The organism is Aureimonas endophytica (genome assembly GCF_014642635.1).
GTDB classification, from domain to species: domain Bacteria; phylum Pseudomonadota; class Alphaproteobacteria; order Rhizobiales; family Rhizobiaceae; genus Plantimonas; species Plantimonas endophytica.
Genome location: NZ_BMIQ01000002.1, coordinates 731342 through 749141, shown reverse-complemented (window position 1 = coordinate 749141; position 17800 = coordinate 731342). Strand labels below are relative to the sequence as shown.

The following is a 17800-nucleotide window of genomic DNA, read 5'->3' as shown; positions in this document are numbered from 1 at the left end:
GGTGCTGCATGGCGCCCGTGGTGACGTTTCGTTTACTTCGCGGGCTTGTATAGCTGATCGAAGATGCCGCCGTCTTCGAAATGCTGCGGCTGCACCTTGGCCCATCCACCGAAGAGTGGATCGTCGATCTTCACGAGTTCGAGCTTCGGGAAGCGGGCGACATCCTCCGGCGCGGCCGATTCCGGCTTGAAGGGCCGGTAGAAGTGCTTGGCGGCGATCGCCTGGCCTTCCGGCGAATAGAGATATTGGAGATAGGCCTCCGCCGCCTTGCGCGTGCCCTTGGCATCGACATTCTTGTCCACGACGGCGACCGGCGGCTCGGCGACGATCGACAGCGAGGGGACGACGATCTCGAACTGGTCGGACCCGAGTTCCTCCAGCGTCAGGAAGGCTTCGTTCTCCCAGGCGAGGAGCACGTCGCCGATGCCGCGCTGGGCGAAGGTCGTCGTCGCGCCGCGCGCGCCGGAATCCAGGACCGGCACATGCTTGAAGAGATCGGCCATATAGGCCTTCACCTTGGTCTCGTCGCCGCCATTCTGCTTGTCCGCCCAAGCCCAGGCGGCGAGATAGTTCCAGCGGGCGCCGCCGGAGGTCTTCGGATTGGGCGTCACCACCTCGACGCCGTCCTTCACGAGATCGCCCCAGTCCTTCACGGCCTTCGGATTGCCCTTGCGGACGAGGAAGACGATGGTCGAGGTATAGGGCGAGGAATTGTTCGGCAGCCGGGCGCGCCAGTTGGCGTCGATCTTGCCGGTGCGCTTGACGATGGCGTCGATATCGGCCTGGAGCGCCAGGGTCACGACATCGGCATCCAGGCCGTCGATCACGCTGCGGGCCTGGGCGCCCGAGCCGCCATGCGACTGGCGGATGGTGACGGTCTCGCCACCCTCCTCCTTCCAGTGCTTGGCGAAGGCGGCGTTGAAATCCTTGTAGAGCTCGCGCGTCGGATCGTAGGAAACGTTGAGCAGGGTCTGGTCGGCCAGCGCGGGCGCGGCGACGGACATTGCCAGGGCGAGGGCGACGGCGAGGCGTCGAAGCGAACCAATCATGCCTGTCCTCCGAATATCGACCAATTCAGTCGTGATTAAACTCGACCGGAGGGACGGCGCTTGTCAAGCGCCCTCCGTCGCCTTGGAGGTGGAGGAGAGGTCGAGAAGATCTAGGGGCCCCCGTCCGTTCGCGCCCGCGCCGGCATCGGCGATGGTGGTGCGGTCGAGGATATCGCGGGCGGAATTGGCGACGCGGGCGAAGACGCGCCGGATCTCGCAGGCGCCCTCGTCGGCGCAATCCTCGCAGCGCTGATAGGCGATCCGGCTGAGGCAGGGCAGCGGCGCGATCGGGCCGTCCAGAAGCCGCAGCACCTCGCCGAAGGTGATCGTATCGGCCGGCCGCTGGAGCACATAGCCGCCGGCCTTGCCGCGCCGGCTGTCGACGATGCCCTCGCGCTTCAGTTCCAGGAGGATCTGTTCGAGGAATTTCCGGGGAATCGACTGGCAGCGGGCGATCTCGGCGACGGGAAAGGAGCGCCCTCCCTCCCGCGCCAGAAACAGAAGCGCGCGCAGCGCGTAACGCGAACGTTGGGAAATCATGCCATCCAAGGCCGGCGACAAAGCCGCTTAATTCTACCAATCCAGTCGTATTTAGCAGAAGCCCGTCTTGGAGACCAGTCTCGCGACAGGTCTTCGTGCTCTCGAAAGGATGACGCGCCTTTGTTCTTGCATTTTCCGCCGGGGCGGACTAAGCGAGCGGCATCGTCGATGCCCTCTTTCCGCATCCGCGCGCGTTGTTGGCGGCGCGCCCGATGCTTATATCCCGCAGCGACGAACCGCCCCACTTCGAACGACCAAGGCTTGTGTTGAAAACCCCGAAGGACACAGATTTCAACGAGCGCCGCAAGGCGGCCCTCGATGCCAAGAAGGCGTTGCTCGACAAGTTCAAGGCGAAGCCTGGCGAGTCCGATCCGGCCGTCCAGGCGCGCATGGCCGAACGGCAGGCGCGCGCCGAGGCACGGCGCGCCAAGGAGGAGGCCAAGCGCCTCGAGGCCGAGCGTGTGCGCCAGGAGGAAGAGGCGCGCCGCGCCGCCGAGGCCGAGCGCAAGCGCCAGGAAGAGGAGGCCGCGCGCCTTGCCGAGGAAGAGCGCCAGGCGCAGCTCGCCAAGGACCCGATCGCGCGCATGATCGCCGAGCAGGCCGCCCTGATGGGCGCCCGCAAACGCGGCGGCCGCCGCTAAGGCAGCCTCCCCCGCGACCTCGCCCGTCGCCGGACACCTGCATCAAGCGTCAACCCTTCTCCCCGACCGGGGCGAGGGGTTTTCGTGTTGGCTCGCGCCTCGACTTGAACCATGGCGCGGACGGTCGCCGGCTTGTCAGCGTTCGATCCCCGGGATGCCGGCGATGGCCTGGACGAGATGATCGATCAGCAGCCGCACGCGCGCGACCGCACTGCGCTCGGGCACGATCAGAAGACTGATCGGGACCGGAGGCAGACGATGATCCGGCAGGATCACCTCCAGTTCGCCGCTCGCGAGCAGATCGTCCACCAACCAGAGATGGGTCGGCGCGATGCCCCGCCGCGCGACCAGTGCCTCGCGCACGGCAAGGCCGTGATCCGTGCGGAACCGACCGCCGAAGGCCAGGGAATGCCGCTGCCCGTCGGGACTTTCCAGAACCAAGGTGCCGCTGCCGGCGACATTGGTCATGCGGATTCCCTGATGGGCCGCCAGTTCCGCTGCCGTCGTCGGACGGCCATGAGCCGCCAGATAGTCCTTGGCCGCGACGAGGACGCGGCGCGACAAACCCACTGTCCGTCGCAGCATCGAACTGTCGGCCAGGGGGCCGAGGCGCAACGCGAGATCGACACCCTCCTGCACCAGATCGACCCGTTCGTCGGTCAGGCCGAGATCGACCTCGATCTGGGGCTCGCGATCCTGAAAGGCGAAGATGTGTCGGCAGACATGGCGCACGCCGAGCGCCGCCGTGCAGGAAACGCGCACCCGGCCCGCCGACCGGCCGCCGGATCGGGACAATCGGTCGCTCGCCTCGTCCACGAGGCGGAGGATCTCCGCGACTTCCGAAAGGTAGCGGGCGCCCTCGTCGGTCAGCGAGACGCTGCGTGTCGTTCGGCTGACAAGCCGCACACCCAACCCCTCCTCCAACTCGCGTAGCTGGCGCGTGATCGTGGATTGGCCGACACCGAATTCGCGAGCCACCGCTGAAAGGTTTCCGCGCTCGGCGACACGCATGAAGCTGCGCATCCGCTCCAGAGTAACGAGCGACTTATCCATGTTTCGGCAGATTGATATCCATTCCGCCGGAATATCGAGAGACCGGCATGCTTGCTAGAGGGACGGCCACTCTTTCGCAAACCGGAAGCTCCTGATGAAGGTCCTCTTCGTTCTCGCCCATCCCGAGCCCCAGTCGCTCAGCGCCTCGCTCTGCCGTGTCGCGGTCGACGCGCTTCGCGCCGAAGGGCACGAAACCATGGTCACCGACCTTTATGCCGACGGCTGGAAGGCTGTCGTGGACCGCGAGGACTTTCCCGCGCTCGCCGCCGAGACGCGCCTGCGCGTCCCGGCCGCCTCAGGGGAGGCGTTCGCGAGCGGCACGCTGACCGAGGATGTCGCGAGCGAACAGGCGAAGCTCCGCGCGGCGGATGCTTTGATTCTCGCCTTCCCGCTCTGGTGGTTCTCGATGCCGGCGATCCTCAAGGGTTGGATCGACAGGGTTTATTCCCATGGCTTCGCCTATGGCGTCGGCGAACATAGCGACCGGCGCTGGGGCGATCGCTACGGCGAAGGAATGCTGGCGGGCAAGCGGGCGATGCTGATGGTCACGTCCGGCGGATGGGAAACGCATTACGGGCCGCGCGGGATCAACGGACCGATCGACGACCTTTTGTTCCCGATCCAGCACGGCATGCTGTTCTATCCAGGCTACGAGGTTCTGCCGCCCTTCGTCACCTATCGCGCCGATCGCCTCGACGCCGCCGGCTTCGACGCGGCGGCGGAGAGGCTCGAAGAGCGGATGCGCACCCTCTTCACTACCGTCCCTCTGCCCTATCGCCATCAGAACGGCGGCGATTACCTCATTCCGAGCATGGAGCTGCAGCCGTCGATCGAGCCCGGACAAGCCGGGTTCTCCGTCCATCTGCGCGAGCCCGCCGGGAGTGGTGCCTGAGGCGAGACCCCGCCTCAGGCGGCGTGGCGTTCGCGGGTCGCGGAGAAGCGTACGGCCGGGTAGTTCTTCTGGGCGTAGGACAGTTCCCAGGAATTGCGGGCGAGGAAGACCGGCCGCTCCTCGCGGTCGCGCGCGAGGTCGCCCTGGTTGGCCTTCACGAAGCGGTCGAGTTCGGCCGCGTCGTCGGCATCCACCCAGCGCGCCGTGTCGAAGGGCGAGGGTTCCAGCATGATCTCGACGCCGTATTCCACCGCGAGACGCGAGACGAGGACTTCGAGCTGCAGCGCGCCGACGACGCCGACCAGCCAGGACGAGCCGATCACCGGCCGGAAGACCTGCGTGACGCCCTCCTCCGCCAGATCGTTCAGCGCCCGCTGCAACTGCTTGGTCTTCATCGTGTCCGGCAGGCGCACGCGGCGCAGGAGTTCCGGCGCGAAGCTCGGAATGCCTGTGACGGTGAGCGCCGAGCCCTCGGTCAGCGTGTCGCCCACCGACAGCGTGCCATGGTTCGGAATGCCGACGATGTCGCCCGCCACCGCCTCGTCGGCGATCTCGCGGTCGCGCGCGAAGAAGAACATCGGACTCGCGATCTTCATGTCCTTGCCGGTGCGCACGTTCTTCAGCTTCATGCCGCGCTTGAAGACGCCGGAGGTGAGGCGCACGAAGGCGATGCGGTCGCGGTGATTGGGATCCATGTTCGCCTGGATCTTCAGGACGAAGCCGGACACTTCCTTCTTGGAAGGCTCGATCGGCGCCGGCAGCGCCGGCTGCGGCAAAGGCGAGGGCGCGAAAGTCCCGATCGCCTGGAGGAGGTCGCGCACGCCGACCTCGCGCATCGCCGAGCCGAAGACGACGGGCGTCAGGTGCCCGGCGCGATAGGCCTCGACATCGAAGGCGGGCAGCGAGGACCTCGCGATCTCCAGCCCCTCGATCGAAGGTCCGAAGACCGAATCGCCGGCCAGCGCCGGATCGCTGGCGAAGGCCTCGAGACTGTCGAAGCTCTCGCGCTCGCGCGTGTTGCGCGTCAGCGTGACGGGCCCCTCCCCCGCCACCTGCACGATGCCGCGGAAATCGGTGCCCATGCCCATCGGCCAGGTGATCGGGGCGACGTCGAGCGCCAGGGAGGACATGATCTCGTCGAGGATCTCCAGCGGGTCGCGCCCCTCGCGGTCGATCTTGTTGACGAAGGTGATGATCGGGATGTCGCGCAGCCGGCAGACCTCGAAGAGCTTCAGGGTCTGCGCCTCGATGCCCTTCGCGGCGTCGATCACCATGATCGCCGAATCGACGGCGGTCAGCGTGCGATAGGTGTCCTCCGAGAAGTCGGCATGGCCGGGCGTGTCGAGAAGGTTCAGCACCAGCCCGTCATATTCGAAGGTCATCACCGAGGACGAGATCGAGATGCCGCGCTTCTGCTCGATCTCCATCCAGTCGGAACGGGTGCGCCGGCGCTCGCCGCGTTCCTTCACCTGGCCGGCGAGACGGATCGCGCCGGATTCGAACAGGAGCTTCTCCGTCAGCGTCGTCTTGCCGGCGTCCGGGTGCGAGATGATCGCGAAGGTGCGGCGCTTCAGATGGCCGCGATCGGCGGAGAAGAGCTCGGCGTCGCGGATGGCGCCCGCGCCTTCGAGGGCGACGGCGGAATTGAGATCGTCCATGGCAAGCGGCTCGACAAGCAACAGGAAAAGGCCGGCATCGCGGTGCCCGGCTCTGTCATCGGGCTCTCATATCATGCGAAACGGGATCGAGCGCAACCGCGGGCGCGGCTCGCGGCCCGTCGATTCGCCCCTCATGCCGCAGGAAGATCGATCATGTTCGAAGCGATCCACCATATCGCGATCATCGCCGCCGACTATCCGCGCTCGAAGCGCTTCTATGCGGAGATCCTCGGCTTTCCGGTGATCCGCGAGGTCTATCGCGCCGAACGCGAGTCGTGGAAATGCGATCTCCAGGTCGGCGCGGCGCAGATCGAGCTCTTCTCCTTCCCCGCCCCGCCGCCCCGCCCGTCGCGGCCGGAGGCGCTGGGCCTGCGCCATCTCGCCTTCGAGGTGGCGGATATCGAGGCGGCGGTCGCCCATCTCGAAGCGCATGGCGTCGCGGTCGAGCCGATCCGCGTCGATCCCCATACCGATCGGCGCTACACCTTCTTCACCGATCCCGACGCGCTGCCGCTCGAACTCTACGAGCGCGGCTGAGGCCCTATTCGGCGGCCGCGGCGAGCGGCGCGTCGAGGATCTGCCCGTCGCCCGGCGCGAAATGCAGCGCGACCTTCGCGCCGCGCTCCGGCGGCGGCGTCGAGGGATCGTTGAAATTGTCCATCAGCAGCGTCGTCTGGCCGAGCCGGACGCGCATGCGCACGACCGAGCCGAGGAAGTCGACATCCTCGATCGTCCCTTCCAGCCGGTTGGTCCGCGCCGGCGACGGGGCGAGCGACAGGGCTTCCGGCCGAAGCGCCAGCGTCAGCGGCCGGCCCGCCGGATGGGCCTCGGCCGGCACCGCGATCTCCTGGCCCTCGACGCGCATCCGGTTGCCGCCGGCCGCCTCGCCTTCGAGCAGCGACAGCGTGCCGATGAAGGAGGCGGCGAAGCGCGTGCGCGGATGGTTGTAGATGTCGAAGGGCGTGCCGATCTGCTCGGCCCTCCCCTCGTTGAGCACGACGATCCGGTCGGAGACCGACAGCGCCTCCTCCTGGTCGTGCGTGACGAAGATCGCGGTGATGCCGAGCTTGCGCTGGAGGTCGCGGATCTCCTGGCGCAGCGACAGACGGATCTTGGCATCGAGCGCCGAGAGCGGCTCGTCGAGGAGAAGCACCTGCGGGCGCACGGCGAGCGCGCGGGCGAGCGCCACGCGCTGCTGCTGGCCGCCGGACAGCTGATAGGGATAGCGCGCGCCGAGATGGCCGAGCTTGATGAGGGCGAGCATCTCCTCGACCCGCGTCCTGATCTCGCTCTTCGGCCGGCCCGCCACCTTCAGGCCGAAGGCGACATTGTCCGCCACCGTCATGTTGGGAAAGAGCGCATAGGCCTGGAACACCATGCCGACCTTGCGCGCATTGGGCGGCAGGTGGGTCACGTCGCGCCCGTCGATGGCGATCGTGCCGGCCGTCGGCGTCTCGAAGCCGGCGACCATGCGCAGAAGCGTGGTCTTGCCGCAGCCGGAAGGGCCAAGAAAGGTGACGAACTCGCCGCGCGCGATCTCGAGGTCGAAGTCGTGGACCACGGTCTGCGGACCGAAGCTCTTGCGCACGCCCTTCAGCGTCAGGAAGCTCATCGGGTGATTCCTCGGAAAAGCAGCTTGTCCATCACCGGCTCCGCTTCGGCGCGCGGCCGCCGAGAAGCTGGAGGGCGCCCATGCAGCCCCAGGTGACGGCGAAGGCGACGATGGTGAGCGCCGCCGGTTCGTAGGCGCGGTTGGCGCCGACATTCTGGAGATAGGGACCGAAGCCCGGCCGGTTGAGAAGGCTGGCGAAGACGAATTCGCCGATCACGATCGCGAAGGTCAGGAAGGCGCCGGACAGGACGGCGGAGCGGATATTGGGCAGGATGACGCTGGCGAGAATGCGCCATTTCGAGGCGCCGAGGCTTTCGGCGGCTTCGGTCAGCGTCGCGACGTCGATCGCCGAGAGTCCCGTATCGACCGCGCGGTACATATAGGGCAGCGACAGCGCGACATAGCCGCAGAGGAGCAGGACGTTGGTGCCCGCCTCGGTGCCCGCCAGCGGCAGCCAGGACGAGGAATTGTACATCCTGAGATAGCCGAACAGGATGACGATCGCCGGGATCACCAGAGGCAGGAGCGTGACGAATTCCATGATCGGGCGGAAGCCCGGCAGGCGCAGGCGCACCCAATAGGCGGTCGGCACCACGAGCAGCGTTCCGGCGACGATGGTGGCGAGCGAGGCCATCACCGAGAAGGAGAAGGTCTCGCGGAAGCGCGGATCGGCGAAGATGACCTCATAGGCGCGGAAGGAATAGAGGCCGCGCTGCATACGCAGCGAGAATTCGAAGGTGGCGACGAGCGGTAGCAGGAAATACAGCGCCCCGAACAGGACGACGAGCCAGGGGCCGAGGCGGGAGGTCCTCATTTCTGCCACTTCTCCGCGCGGCTGCGCAGCCAGATGTAGAAGCCGTTGGACAGGCCCGTGACGACGATCATGCCGAAGGCGAGCGCATAGCCGAGATTGGCGTCGTGGAGGACATCGCCGCGAATCTGCGCGTAGAGGAGGATCGGCACGATGTTCAGCGACGAGCCCGTCAGCGCATAGGCCGTGGCGATGGCGCCGAAGGCATTGGCGAAGAGCAGCAGGAAGCAGCCGAACAGGCTGGGCGCCAGCACCGGCAGCGCCACCATGCGCCAATATTGCCAGCGCGAGGCGCCGAGCACGAGCGAGGCCTCGCCCCATTCGCGCTTCAGGCCGTCGATGGCCGGGGCGATGATCAGCACCATCAGCGGCAGCTGGAAATAGAGATAGGTGATCGTCAGGCCCCAGAAGCTCAGGAGATTGAAGCCGTAGCGATAGATGTTGAAGCCGAGGAGATCGTTGAGGAGCGTCGTCACCAGCCCGACCCGGCCGATCGTCGCGATGAAGGCGAAGGCGAGCGGCACGCCGGCGAATTGCGAGGCGACGCCGGAAAAGGTGGTCAGCACCGAGCGCACCCAGGGCGGCAGGTCGCCCTTCGACAGGGCATAGGCGAGAAAGAAGCCGAAGAAGGCGCCGAGCAGCGCCGAGGCGAGCGAGACCTCGATGCTGATGCGATAGGCGGCGAGGATCGAGGGCGTGAAGAGATTGCCGAGATTGCGCAGGGTGAAGGCGCCCTCGCCGTCCTGGAAGGCGCCGACGAGCAGGTAGAGGGTCGGCAGGATCAGGAACATCGTGGCGAAGACCACGAAGGGAATCACCCCGAGCCAGGCGAGCGGCGCCCCGCGCAGGCGAAGGCGCGGCAGCCGCTGGCCGCCGATCGCGGCGACGGGCATCATCTCTGTTTCGACGGGATGAGCGCTCAATCGCACCTGCCGCAAGATCGGACCCAATCTGCGGCCCGGCCTTCGGAAAGGCCGGGCCGCGCCATTCGTCGATCGGCTTTACTGCGCCTTGACGCCGACGACCTTGTCCCAGCCGGAGGCGATGGCGGCCTTGTACTGGTTCTGCTGCTCCAGCGTCGGGAACACCGCCTTCTCGTAGGAGGCCGGGTCCGGCAGCTTGGCGAGGACGTCGGCCGGGATCTTGCCGGCCTTCGACATCGCGTTGAAGCGGATCGGATGGCAATAGCCCTTCAGCCAGCCGATCTGGCCCTCGTCGGAATAGAGGTGCTCCATCCAGAGCTTCGCGGCGTTCGGATGGGGCGCGAAGGCGCTGATGGCCTGGACGTAGACGCCGGCGACGACGCCCGTCTTCGGCACCACGATCTCGACTTCCGGATTGCCGTTCAGCGTGTCGCGGGCGGCGAGCGCGTTATAGTCCCATTTGAAGACGATCGGCGTCGTGCCCTGGGCGAGCGCGTTGGTCTTGCCGGCGGCCGGCACGAAATTGCCCGACTTGTTCAGCTCGGCGAAGAAGTCGAGGCCCGCCTCGGCCGCCTTGGCGACATCGCCCTTCGTGGTGGAGAGGCCGGCGGCGAAGATCGCCTGGATGTCCTCGTTGCCGGTGCGCGGATCGCCCGGCAGCGCGACGGAATTGGCATATTCCGGCTTCAGGAGGTCCGCCCAGTCGGTCGGCACGGTCTTCACGACATCCTTGTTCACGATGAAGGTCATGACGCCGTAATAGTCGCCGTACCAATAGCCGTCGGCATCCTTCGCCTCGGCCGGGATCTCGTCCCAGGTGGAGACCTTGTAGGGCTGGATCAGGCCGTCCGCCTTGGCGGTCGGGCCGAAGGACAGGCCGACATCGATGACGTCCGGCGCCTGCGGGCCCTTGTTGCCCTTGTTGGCCTTGATCGCCTCGATCTCGTCGCCCGAGCCGGCGTCCGGGTTCAGCTCGTTGACCGTGATCTCGGGATATTTCTTCTTGAAGGCGTCGATCACCGCGCCATAACCGCACCAGTCGTGCGGAAGCGCGATGGTGGTGAGCTGTCCTTCCTTCTTGGCGGCAGCGACGAGCTCGTCCATCGACTGGGCCGAGGCGGCGGCGGAGGCGGCGAGATTTACCGCGAAGGCCGATAGCGCGATCACGGAAGCGGCGCGCAGCAACGATGTGTTCATGAGGCTCGATCCTTCGGGAAAACCGGTGCGGCGGGGGTCGGATATCGGCGCAGCCGCTTGCGCCGCGGCGACTAGCACCGCTGGATGACAGTTCAATGTCACCTGGAATTCGTTGGGCGGCAACGACTTTTCATGTCAAAATCATGGCCTTCCACCATTCGCGCGCCGCTTGTGTCGCTTCCTGCGTCTTGCCTTGCCGCAGCGAGCGGGTAAGTTCCAAGCCAAGAGCCGGGGGCTTGCGCCGGAAGCCCGAGGAGCCGGTTCGAAGGAGACGGCAACCGCAGTGATTCACCCTTGACCAGAGAGGCCATATCCGCCTCCGCCCTCGCCAGCCTGCTCGAACAGGTGGCGCGGCGCATTCACAGCCAGGGCTATGCCGCCGATCTCTTCCCAGCGCAGTGGGCGGCAATCCGCTATCTTCATGCCGCGCCGCCGCAGCTGCGCACCGCGATCGACCTCGCCCGGTTCCAGGGCCTCGCCTCCGGGGCGGTCGCGCGCACGGTGCGCACGCTGATCGGCAAGGGCCTCATCGTGAAGGCCGGGACGATCGGCCGCGGACGCGCCGAGCAGCTCGATCTCACCGACAACGGCCGGACGCTGCTCGCCGGCGATCCGCTGCGCGACATCGCCGAGGCGCTGGAATCGCTGTCGGGGCCGGAGCGCGAAAGCCTCGCCACCGGTCTCGAGATCGCGATCCGCGCCACGATGGCGGAAACGCAGAAGGAATAGGCGCCGGGGCGTTCTCAGCGACCGCGTTTGCCTTTAAGAGGCGGCGGACCGCGTCGGCATCAGGCCGAGGCGAGGTTTCGCGACGGGCTTTCGGGATCGACAGGGTGTTCGGCGACGCTCCGAGAACGCTATTTCTCGTCGTCGCCCTTCTGGCGGCGGCGCTCCTGTCCGGCTGCACGGGACGCACGGACGACAACGCGCTCTTCATCGGCAAGGGCACGGCGAGCTTCGTCGACGCGACGGGCGCGCTCGGCATCGACGAGGTGCGGGCCCGGGCCGACAGCCTCTTCGCCCCCTCCCCGCCGGCGGCGATCGGGTCCCTGCCCGAAGGCGCGGCGCTCTGGCTGCGCATCCCGACGCCCGATGTCGATACGCTCCTGTCGGCCGGCTGGCAGCGCACCTTCTCGCTCGTCGTGAAGGAGGCCGCCGTGCATCACGTCGATCTCTTCGTCCTCGGCGCGGACAGTCTGGAGATCCGCAGCTGGGACTGGCAGGACAGCCGGCGGCTCGGCGGCAACGGCTATCGCTTCCCGCTCGTGGTGGTCGAGCCCGCGACGATCGCCGGCAAGGCCCTTCTCATGCGCATCGTGCCGGAGCGGAGCTTCACGGGCCGGGTCTGGCTGTCGGACTTCCAGAGCTTCTTCGGCGGCTACAATGCCGAGACGACGACCCTGTCGCTCACCATCGGCTTCCTTCTGGCGGTGCTGATCTACATGCTCGCCCTCGGCTCGACGCTGGAGGACGGGACCAATCTCTGGTTCGCCGCCGCGATCGGGGCGCAGCTCGTGCAGATCGCCTGCGCCAGCGCGGTCTTCGAGACGCAGATCATGCCCGGCGCCGTGCATCTCTCGCTCGGCCTCGGTCTCGCCGCCGATTTCGCCCTCCAGGCGGCACTGATCGGCTTCACCACCGATTTCCTGCGCATCCGCGGCTGCGCGGAAGGGTGGGGCCGCCTCGTCTGGCTGCCGATCGGCTTCTTCGGCGCGCTCGCCGTCGTCGCGCTGTTCGATCGCGATCCGGCGCTCCGCTTCGCGGCGCCGGCCGCCGTGGCGAGCTTCGCCTGCATCGCCCTTCTCGCGGCGAAGGCGGCGACGCGGCGCAACGGCCGCGCCACCGCCTTCACCCTCTGCTGGCTGCCGGCGCTGGTGCCGATGGCGCTCGAAGGCTTCGGCATCGGCGTGCCGCGCGCCTTCTCGGACAATCTGGCGGAAGGCAATGGCAGCCTCTTCGGCCTTTGCGCCTCCTTCGCGCTGTTCGCCGCCTTCGCCTCCCTCGACATCCGCCAGCGCGAACGCGGCCTGCTGCGCCAGGTGGCGGACGAGGCCGAGCGCTTCCGCCGCTTCGCCGAGATCGGGATCGACGGCTTCTGGGAGATCGACTCCAGCGGCCGCCTGACCTTCCTGTCCGGCCAGGTGGTGGGCCCCGCCCGCCTCGCGGTCGGCGACGTGCTGCTCGACCGTCTCGCCGAGCTCTCCTCGGCCGACTACACGCGGCCGATCCGCCAGATGGTCGCCGACGGGCTGCCCTTCGACGAGCGGCGCATCAAAATCGCCAATGGCGAGCGCGACGTCTGGGTCAGTCTCAGCGGCCGGGCGATCGGCGATGCCGGCGCGAAGAACGCCGTCGCCTATCGCGGGGTGATTCGCGACGTCACCGAGGAGATCGAGCGCGAGAGCCGACGCGCCGTCGAGCAGCAGATCCTGGCGCTCGGCCAGCTCGTCGGCAGCGTCGCCCACGAGGTGAACAACCTCCTCCACCCGATCGTCAATCTCACCAAGCGGTTGCGCAACCGCTTCGCCGGCATCGCCGACGCCGAATCGATGCGGCTGGTGGAACTGATCGACCTGTCGAGCCGGCAGGCCGCCAAGGTCGTGTCGGAACTCCTGCGCTCGACGCGCGACCAGCGCTGGAGTGACATCCAGCGACCGATCTCGCTCGCCGTCGAATATAGCGTCGAGGCGGTGCGCCCGGCGCTGCCGGCGAGCGTGCGCATCGATGTCGTGACCGACGAGGTCGAGCAGCCGACGGTGAAGGTCGGCGACATCCTTCAGGTCGTCGGCAATCTCCTGTCCAATGCCGTTCATGCGATGGACGGCCGGGGCCATGTCACCGTCGCCCTGGCCGGCGCGCCGGAAGGGGCGCGCCTCACCGTCTCGGACGACGGCGCCGGCATGGCGGAGGATGTGCGCCGCCGGGCCCTGCAACCTTTCTTCACCACGAAGACCGACGGGCGCGGCAGCGGCGTCGGCCTCTATGTGGTCCAGAAGATCGTTCAGGATTATGGAGGCTGGATCGCGATCGATTCGACCCCAGGTCTTGGAACGACCTTCACGATCCTGTTTCCGATCCGAAAGGAAGACAATGGAGAATTCCCGCCCGAAGCCGACGGTTCTGGTCGTGGATGACGTGCCGACCGTACGCGAATCGCTCGCCATCGCGCTGGAGGATGCCGGCTTCGAGGTGGCGAGCGCCGGCAATGGCCGCGAGGCGCTGGACCTCCTCGGCCAGCGGGAATTCGACGTGCTCGTGACCGATATGTGGATGCCGGAAATGGACGGGTTGCGGCTCCTGAAGGAGATTCGCGGCACGCGGCCGAAGATGCGCGTCTTCGGCGTCACCGGCGGCGGCCCGCGCCTGACGATCGAGACGATGAGCTCGCTCGCCGAGGTCTGGGGCGCCGAGCGCGTCTTCCTGAAGCCTTTCGACGACGACGAACTCATCGCCGCCATCCTGGCGCCGCGTCCGGCCAAGGGGGCCTGACGGACGCTCTACAGGCGAAGCTCCGCGACGAGGGCGCGATGGTCGGACAGGCCGGCGGCCTCATCCGCCGTCCGCGACGCTTCGAGGCCGAGCGCGGCGGCGGCGTAGATCCGGTCCATCCGCACGAAAGGGCGCCGCGCCGGCCATGTTTTCGGCGCCGCGACGCGCGGCAGGATCGGCGCCAGCGCGCGATGCACCGCTCCCCTGTCGAGCCGCCAGTCGTTGAAATCGCCGAGGACGACGGTCGGCTCGGCGCGCGCGGCGACAAGTTCGGCGAGAAAGCCCGCCTGGCGCCGCCGGTCGGCCGGCACGAGGCCGAGATGGGTGGCGATGAGGCGCAAGGGCCCGAAAGGCGTTTCCACGAGCGCGTCGATCGCGGCGCGCGGCTCGATCCGGCCGCCGGGCAGCCGCAGGATGTCGAGCCGCGCGAAGGGCCAGCGGCTCCAGAGCGCATGGCCATAGGCCGTCGCGCCCCGGCCCGTCAGCCGCGCCTCGGCGAAATGGCCGCCGAGAAGATCCCGCGCGCGCTCGAAGGCATGGGAGCGCCGGCCGAGATGGGTGCGGCCGTCGACCTCCTGAAGGGCCGCGACGGTGGGGTCGAAGCCCTGGAGCGCGCGGAGCGCCCGTTCGAGGTCGCAGCGCCGGTCGGCGCCGACGCCGCCATGAAGGTTCCAGGTGACGAGACGGAGGGTTCCCCCTTCCTCCCGCCCGGCGCCGTCAGGCGACATGATCGCCCTGGCCGGCGCCGAAGACGGTGGCGAGGATGATGCGCAGATCGCCGAGGAAGCTGCGCGTCGCCAGATAATGGGCGTCGCGCTCGGCGAGCCGTTCGGGCGTGGACATGTCGACGCCCTCGATCTGGGCGAGGCCGGTGATGCCCGGCCGCAGCGCGAAGACGCCGCGCCGCGACCGCGCCGCGACGAGCTCGGTCTGGATCGGCAGGCTCGGGCGCGGACCGACGAGGCTCATCTCGCCCTTCAGGACGTTCCAGAGCTGCGGCAGCTCGTCGAGCTTGGTGCGGCGCAGTTTTTCGCCGAGCGGCGTCACCGCGCTGGCCGGCGTGTCATGCGTCGCGGCGGAGACCGTGCCCGCCGCCATGGTGCGCAGCTTCAGGCAGGTGAAGGGCACGCGGTTGCGTCCGACGCGCTCCTGGCGAAAAATGCCGGGGCCCGGCGTTTCGCGCCGAATCATCCAGGCGAACAGCAGCACCAGCCAACCGAGGACGAGGAGCCCGAACAGGCTTGCGACGATATCGAGAAGCCGCTTCAGCGCGAGCGACATGGGCGGTCAGCCGTCTTGACGGGGCGGGAGGGTGGACGTGAGCGGCGAGCCCCCGTCCAGGGCCGAGGCGCGCCGCGCCCGGCTGGAGGAGGAGCTGCGCGAGAACCTGCGCCGGCGGAAGGAACAGGCCCGCGCCCGGCGCGCGAGGCCGGGCGAGGACGCGCCGGCCGAGGCCGGCGATCCGGATGCGGACGCGGCGCGCGAGGACTGAGCCTCAGCCGGCATTGCGTTTCAGGAGATGCTTTTCCCAGTCGAGCGCGTGGCGCACGATCTCCGGCAGATCGTCGTGCTTCGGCACCCAGCCGACCGTCTGGCGCAGCTTGGTGGAATTGGCGACGACGCTCGGGCTGTCGCCGGCGCGCCGGCCGCTCTCGCGGATGGCGAAGTCGACGCCCGAGACCTCGCGCACGACGTCGAGCACCTGGCGTACGGAGAAGCCCCGGCTGTAGCCGACATTGGCGACGAGATTGCCGGCGCCCCGCCGCAGATGGTCGAGCGCGGCGAGATGGGCGCCGATCAGGTCCGTCACATGGATATAGTCGCGCACCGCCGTGCCGTCCGGCGTGTCGTAATCGGTGCCGAAGATCTCGATCGCGGCGCGCTTGCCGATCGCCGTCTCGTTGGCGACCTTGATGAGATGGGTGGCGCCCCTGGTCGACTGGCCGGTGCGGCCCTGCGGATCGGCCCCGGCGACGTTGAAATAGCGCAGCGCCGCATAGGAGAGCGGATGGGCGGCGGCGGCGTCGGCCAGCATCATCTCGCTCATCAGCTTGGAGCGGCCATAGGGCGAGAGCGGCTCCAGCCGGCTGTCCTCCGAGACCGGCTCGGTTCCCGCCTCGCCATAGACGGCGGCGGTGGAGGAGAAGATGAAGTTCGGCACGCCGTGGCGCACCGCCGTCTCGATGAGATCGCGCGTCTTCGCCGTGTTGTTGAAGTAGTAGCCGAGCGGATCGCGCACCGAATCCGGCACCACGACCGAGCCGGCGAAATGCACGATCGCGTCGACGGCATGCTCCTTGACGATCCGGCCCACCAGTTCGCCATCGGCGATGTCGCCGGTGACGACGGTGGCGGCCGGCGAGATCAGCCAGTCGAAGCCGGTGGTGAAATTGTCCAGAACGACGACATCCTCGCCGCGATCAACCAGACCGAGTACCATATGGCTGCCGATATAGCCGGCGCCCCCCGTCACAAGCACGCTCATCCGATTGCTCTCCTTCGTACGATCGTCGTCGCGGGTCGCGAGATGGCCGGCCCGCCGATCAATCGCGGCCGGCACCTGGCGGTCGCCGACACGCATGGACTTGTCCTGGACGAGACTTTAGAATTCTTCTCGTCAGGAGTTGCATATGACCGATTATCAGAGCCACTTCGAAACCGCCATCGAAGCTCTGCACGCCGAAAGGCGCTACCGCGTTTTCGCCGACCTGGAACGCATCGCCGGCCGTTTTCCACAGGCGCTTTGGCGCCATGACGGCGACATCCGCGAAATCACCGTCTGGTGTTCCAACGACTATCTCGGCATGGGCCAGCATCCGGCCGTGATCGGCGCGATGTGCGCCGCCGCCGCCGGCATGGGCTCGGGCGCCGGCGGCACCCGCAACATCTCCGGCACGAATCATCCGCTGGTCGAGCTGGAAGGCGAGCTCGCCGACCTGCACGGCAAGGAAGCGGGCCTCGTCTTCACCTCCGGCTTCGTCTCGAACGAGGCGGCGATCTCGACCATCGCCAAGCTCCTGCCGAACTGCCTGATCCTGTCGGACGAGCTGAACCACGCCTCGATGATCGAGGGCATCCGCAAGTCCGGCGCGCAGAAGCAGATCTTCCGCCACAACGATCTCGCCCATCTCGAGGACCTCCTGAAGGCGGCGGGGCGCGAGCGCGCCAAACTCATCGCCTTCGAGAGCGTCTATTCGATGGATGGCGACATCGCGCCGATCGCGGCGATCTGCGATCTCGCCGAACGCTACAACGCCATGACCTATATCGACGAGGTCCATGCCGTCGGCATGTACGGCGCGCGCGGCGGCGGCATTTCCGAGCGGGACGGCGTCGCCCACCGGCTCGACGTGATCGAGGGCACGCTGGCCAAGGCCTTCGGCGTGCTCGGCGGCTATATCACCGGCTCGCGCGCGGTGATCGACGCCGTGCGCTCCTATGCGCCGGGCTTCATCTTCACCACGGCCCTGCCGCCGGCGCTCGCCGCCGCCGCGACGGCCTCGATCCGGCATCTGAAGGCGAGCGCGACCGAGCGCGAGGGCCAGCAGCGGCAGGCCGCCCGCGCCAAGACCGTGCTCGCCGAGGCCGGCCTGCCGGTCATGACGTCCGCCACCCATATCGTGCCGCTTCTCGTCGGCGATGCCGATCTCTGCAAGCGGGCGAGCGACCGGCTCCTGGAGCGGCACGGCATCTATATCCAGCCGATCAACTATCCGACCGTGCCGCGCGGCACGGAGCGGCTGCGGATCACGCCGACGCCGCTTCATGACGATCGCCTTCTGGAGTCGCTGCGCGCCGCGCTGGTGGAAACCTGGCAGGCGCTCGGCATTCCCTTCGGCAGCGCCGAGTCGCGGCTGAAGCGCGAGGCGGAGAACACGGTCCTGTCGCTGCTCGTCTCGCCGGCCGGCGGCTGACCGCCGGCCGAAGGCCCTTCG

General features: G+C 67.9%; 19 protein-coding genes. 8 read left to right on the top strand and 11 right to left on the bottom strand.

Annotation, left to right across the window (positions count from 1 at the left end; translation table 11 throughout):
- Nucleotides 1–32: 32 nt before the first annotated feature.
- Together IEY14_RS09890 and IEY14_RS09885 are read right to left on the bottom strand one after the other, a co-directional pair.
- Entirely contained in the window at nucleotides 33–1049 is a 1017-nt protein-coding gene (locus IEY14_RS09890; RefSeq protein ID WP_188908023.1) for a sulfate ABC transporter substrate-binding protein, read from the bottom strand.
- A 63-nt stretch (nucleotides 1050–1112) separates the two neighbouring features.
- The gene (locus IEY14_RS09885; protein ID WP_188908022.1) at nucleotides 1113–1589 is read right to left on the bottom strand and encodes an RrF2 family transcriptional regulator; all 477 of its coding nucleotides are present in this window, start codon (nucleotides 1587–1589) and stop codon (nucleotides 1113–1115) included.
- 197 nt (nucleotides 1590–1786) lie between these two features.
- Between IEY14_RS09885 and IEY14_RS09880 the strand changes: the two genes are divergently transcribed.
- Entirely contained in the window at nucleotides 1787–2230 is a 444-nt protein-coding gene (locus IEY14_RS09880; RefSeq protein ID WP_244639404.1) for a DUF6481 family protein, read from the top strand.
- A 135-nt stretch (nucleotides 2231–2365) separates the two neighbouring features.
- Here the strand turns inward: IEY14_RS09880 and IEY14_RS09875 are convergent, their stop codons facing one another.
- Nucleotides 2366–3283, bottom strand: a complete 918-nt coding sequence (locus tag IEY14_RS09875) for a LysR family transcriptional regulator (protein ID WP_188908021.1) — start codon at nucleotides 3281–3283, stop codon at nucleotides 2366–2368.
- A 94-nt stretch (nucleotides 3284–3377) separates the two neighbouring features.
- Between IEY14_RS09875 and IEY14_RS09870 the strand changes: the two genes are divergently transcribed.
- Complete coding sequence (locus IEY14_RS09870; RefSeq protein WP_188908020.1) at nucleotides 3378–4175, top strand: NAD(P)H-dependent oxidoreductase; 798 nt, start codon at nucleotides 3378–3380, stop codon at nucleotides 4173–4175.
- 14 nt (nucleotides 4176–4189) lie between these two features.
- Here the strand turns inward: IEY14_RS09870 and IEY14_RS09865 are convergent, their stop codons facing one another.
- The gene (locus tag IEY14_RS09865) at nucleotides 4190–5833 is read right to left on the bottom strand and encodes a peptide chain release factor 3 (RefSeq protein WP_188908019.1); all 1644 of its coding nucleotides are present in this window, start codon (nucleotides 5831–5833) and stop codon (nucleotides 4190–4192) included.
- 153 nt (nucleotides 5834–5986) lie between these two features.
- On the opposite strand from IEY14_RS09865, the gene gloA2 reads away from it, so the two are divergent.
- On the top strand, nucleotides 5987–6370 hold the full coding sequence (gene gloA2, locus IEY14_RS09860) for an SMU1112c/YaeR family gloxylase I-like metalloprotein (RefSeq protein ID WP_188908018.1): 384 nt from the start codon (nucleotides 5987–5989) through the stop codon (nucleotides 6368–6370).
- A 4-nt stretch (nucleotides 6371–6374) separates the two neighbouring features.
- On the opposite strand, the gene IEY14_RS09855 is transcribed toward gloA2, so the two are convergent.
- The 4 genes from IEY14_RS09855 to IEY14_RS09840 all read right to left on the bottom strand — a co-directional run bounded on the left by IEY14_RS09855 (nucleotide 6375) and on the right by IEY14_RS09840 (nucleotide 10376).
- Entirely contained in the window at nucleotides 6375–7445 is a 1071-nt protein-coding gene (locus IEY14_RS09855) for an ABC transporter ATP-binding protein (RefSeq protein WP_188908017.1), read from the bottom strand.
- 31 nt (nucleotides 7446–7476) lie between these two features.
- Nucleotides 7477–8259 (bottom strand): ABC transporter permease, encoded by a 783-nt coding sequence (locus IEY14_RS09850; protein ID WP_188908016.1) that lies wholly within the window; start codon nucleotides 8257–8259, stop codon nucleotides 7477–7479.
- Complete coding sequence (locus tag IEY14_RS09845) at nucleotides 8256–9149, bottom strand: ABC transporter permease (protein ID WP_188908133.1); 894 nt, start codon at nucleotides 9147–9149, stop codon at nucleotides 8256–8258. The genes IEY14_RS09850 and IEY14_RS09845 overlap by 4 nt, the downstream gene beginning before the upstream one ends.
- A 108-nt stretch (nucleotides 9150–9257) precedes the next feature.
- The gene (locus IEY14_RS09840) at nucleotides 9258–10376 is read right to left on the bottom strand and encodes an ABC transporter substrate-binding protein (protein ID WP_188908015.1); all 1119 of its coding nucleotides are present in this window, start codon (nucleotides 10374–10376) and stop codon (nucleotides 9258–9260) included.
- 294 nt (nucleotides 10377–10670) lie between these two features.
- On the opposite strand from IEY14_RS09840, the gene IEY14_RS09835 reads away from it, so the two are divergent.
- The 3 genes from IEY14_RS09835 to IEY14_RS09825 all read left to right on the top strand — a co-directional run bounded on the left by IEY14_RS09835 (nucleotide 10671) and on the right by IEY14_RS09825 (nucleotide 13865).
- On the top strand, nucleotides 10671–11105 hold the full coding sequence (locus IEY14_RS09835; protein ID WP_188908014.1) for a MarR family winged helix-turn-helix transcriptional regulator: 435 nt from the start codon (nucleotides 10671–10673) through the stop codon (nucleotides 11103–11105).
- Between the two features lie 104 nt (nucleotides 11106–11209).
- The gene (locus tag IEY14_RS09830; protein ID WP_188908013.1) at nucleotides 11210–13510 is read left to right on the top strand and encodes an ATP-binding protein; all 2301 of its coding nucleotides are present in this window, start codon (nucleotides 11210–11212) and stop codon (nucleotides 13508–13510) included.
- Entirely contained in the window at nucleotides 13467–13865 is a 399-nt protein-coding gene (locus IEY14_RS09825; RefSeq protein WP_188908012.1) for a response regulator, read from the top strand. The genes IEY14_RS09830 and IEY14_RS09825 overlap by 44 nt, the downstream gene beginning before the upstream one ends.
- 8 nt (nucleotides 13866–13873) lie before the next feature.
- Here IEY14_RS09825 and IEY14_RS09820 read toward each other — a convergent pair whose 3' ends face one another.
- Nucleotides 13874–14593, bottom strand: coding sequence for an endonuclease/exonuclease/phosphatase family protein (locus IEY14_RS09820; protein WP_188908011.1), 720 nt, complete (start codon nucleotides 14591–14593; stop codon nucleotides 13874–13876).
- Nucleotides 14583–15146, bottom strand: coding sequence for a sugar transferase (locus IEY14_RS09815; protein ID WP_188908010.1), 564 nt, complete (start codon nucleotides 15144–15146; stop codon nucleotides 14583–14585). Before IEY14_RS09815 ends, IEY14_RS09820 begins: the two co-directional genes overlap by 11 nt.
- A 37-nt stretch (nucleotides 15147–15183) precedes the next feature.
- On the opposite strand from IEY14_RS09815, the gene IEY14_RS09810 reads away from it, so the two are divergent.
- Nucleotides 15184–15357, top strand: coding sequence for a hypothetical protein (locus IEY14_RS09810; protein ID WP_188908009.1), 174 nt, complete (start codon nucleotides 15184–15186; stop codon nucleotides 15355–15357).
- A gap of 3 nt (nucleotides 15358–15360) precedes the next feature.
- Here IEY14_RS09810 and galE read toward each other — a convergent pair whose 3' ends face one another.
- Nucleotides 15361–16350: a UDP-glucose 4-epimerase GalE gene (gene galE, locus IEY14_RS09805; protein ID WP_188908008.1), complete on the bottom strand. Its 990-nt coding sequence runs from the start codon at nucleotides 16348–16350 to the stop codon at nucleotides 15361–15363.
- Between the two features lie 145 nt (nucleotides 16351–16495).
- Here galE and hemA point away from each other — a divergent pair, with 145 nt between their 5' ends.
- On the top strand, nucleotides 16496–17779 hold the full coding sequence (hemA, locus tag IEY14_RS09800) for a 5-aminolevulinate synthase (RefSeq protein ID WP_188908007.1): 1284 nt from the start codon (nucleotides 16496–16498) through the stop codon (nucleotides 17777–17779).
- The last annotated feature ends 21 nt before the right edge of the window (nucleotides 17780–17800 follow it).